We start from the raw sequence: 1,274 nt of genomic DNA, 5'->3' as shown, positions 1-1,274 counted from the left end.
GCCCAAAAGGATCAATCCATAAACTAATGTCATGTACATACCCATATAACGTTGGATTACCACCTGCAAGACCTATCGGGTCTTGACTGATATATCCTCCATCCTTAGGATCATAGTATCGGAATCTATTGTAGTACAATCCTGTTTCTACATCTTCATATTGTCCTTGATACCTAAAAGGGCACTCTGTCTTAGAATCTCCCTTATTAAGCTTCAAATTACCAAAACTGTCTAATTCTACATACCATGTACTTAGTCCTTCCTCGTCATACATCTGAGTAGGAGTACCTAAGTGGTCTACTAAGATACTATGTTTTTTTGCTTTTTTTATCTTGGTACATGGCACAAAGCCACCTTGTTCAAATCTATATATTAACTTATATTGGTAATGCTAACCATTCCTCTTCTGTAATTTTTCCCGAAATTATTTTCAAATACACTTCATACTCGATAGGTATATCTCTATTAAAAATTAAATCTTTTAATGGATCTACATTCTTTCCGATCTTATAACATAAATAAAGACGTTCATTGAATTCAGCATATATTCTGATATTCGTTACTTCATATTTATCAATAATATCATTATCATTAAAGGCAACCTTTTGTACAATAGGTCTATCAAAATTACTTCTATCTTTAATATCATCATAAATTAAATTTTCTCCTAATCCTAATAAAAGAACTTCGATTTCATTTTTTGTGTTTTCAAAAATGATTCTTTTGTTTGAAATATGATCAGAAATCAACCAATATTTCGGTAAGTTTAAAGGAACCTCTATTTTAAATTTTAAATTAGTAATTGTACTCTTTTGTATAAACTGTCTTGTAACAGGTACACAGCACAATACTTCTAAATTTGATAAATCTGATTCTTCCCAGTTCTCATCAAATCTAAAATTATTATAGACTACTAAATATATATTTAATGTCATTTGTGCTAAGACATAAAGTCCTTTCCTTGTCTCTATACTAATAAACTTCCCTTCTTTCCAAACTATTCTCGCCATATTTTTATTTTTTAATTTTTGAACAACCTCCTGTGCCAGACTGTTTTTCTTGTAAGTGAGTATCTGCTACCTTTCTATAGTCATTTTTTTTCCCGTTTCCTTCACCGACAGGATTTTGTTTATTTGCCACTTTTGTTTTATCATTACCATTATTTGCTAAATCTACTTCATAATAATGTTGTTCTAATCCTCGTGTCGTATTTTTTCCAATTTCATCTAATCCATAATATTCAGCTACAGGAGAAACTCCTCCAAAATCCTTGA

3 protein-coding genes are annotated in these 1,274 nt (G+C 30.5%); all 3 read right to left on the bottom strand.

Features of this window, described 5'->3' with window-relative positions:
- Nucleotides 1–346: RHS repeat domain-containing protein (locus GJV76_RS15585; protein WP_317162612.1), on the bottom strand; the 346-nt coding region annotated here is incomplete at its 3' end.
- 31 nt (nucleotides 347–377) lie between these two features.
- Nucleotides 378–1,010, bottom strand: coding sequence for a hypothetical protein (locus GJV76_RS15580; protein ID WP_155093495.1), 633 nt, complete (start codon nucleotides 1,008–1,010; stop codon nucleotides 378–380).
- Nucleotides 1,011–1,014: 4 nt separating this feature from the next.
- On the bottom strand, nucleotides 1,015–1,274 hold a 260-nt coding region (locus GJV76_RS15805; RefSeq protein WP_230381584.1), incomplete at its 5' end, for a hypothetical protein.

The organism is Myroides albus (assembly GCF_009711045.1).
Lineage (GTDB): Bacteria > Bacteroidota > Bacteroidia > Flavobacteriales > Flavobacteriaceae > Flavobacterium > Flavobacterium album_A.
The sequence above is the reverse complement of the archived record's forward strand: the minus strand, read 5'-3'. Positions and strand labels throughout refer to the sequence as shown.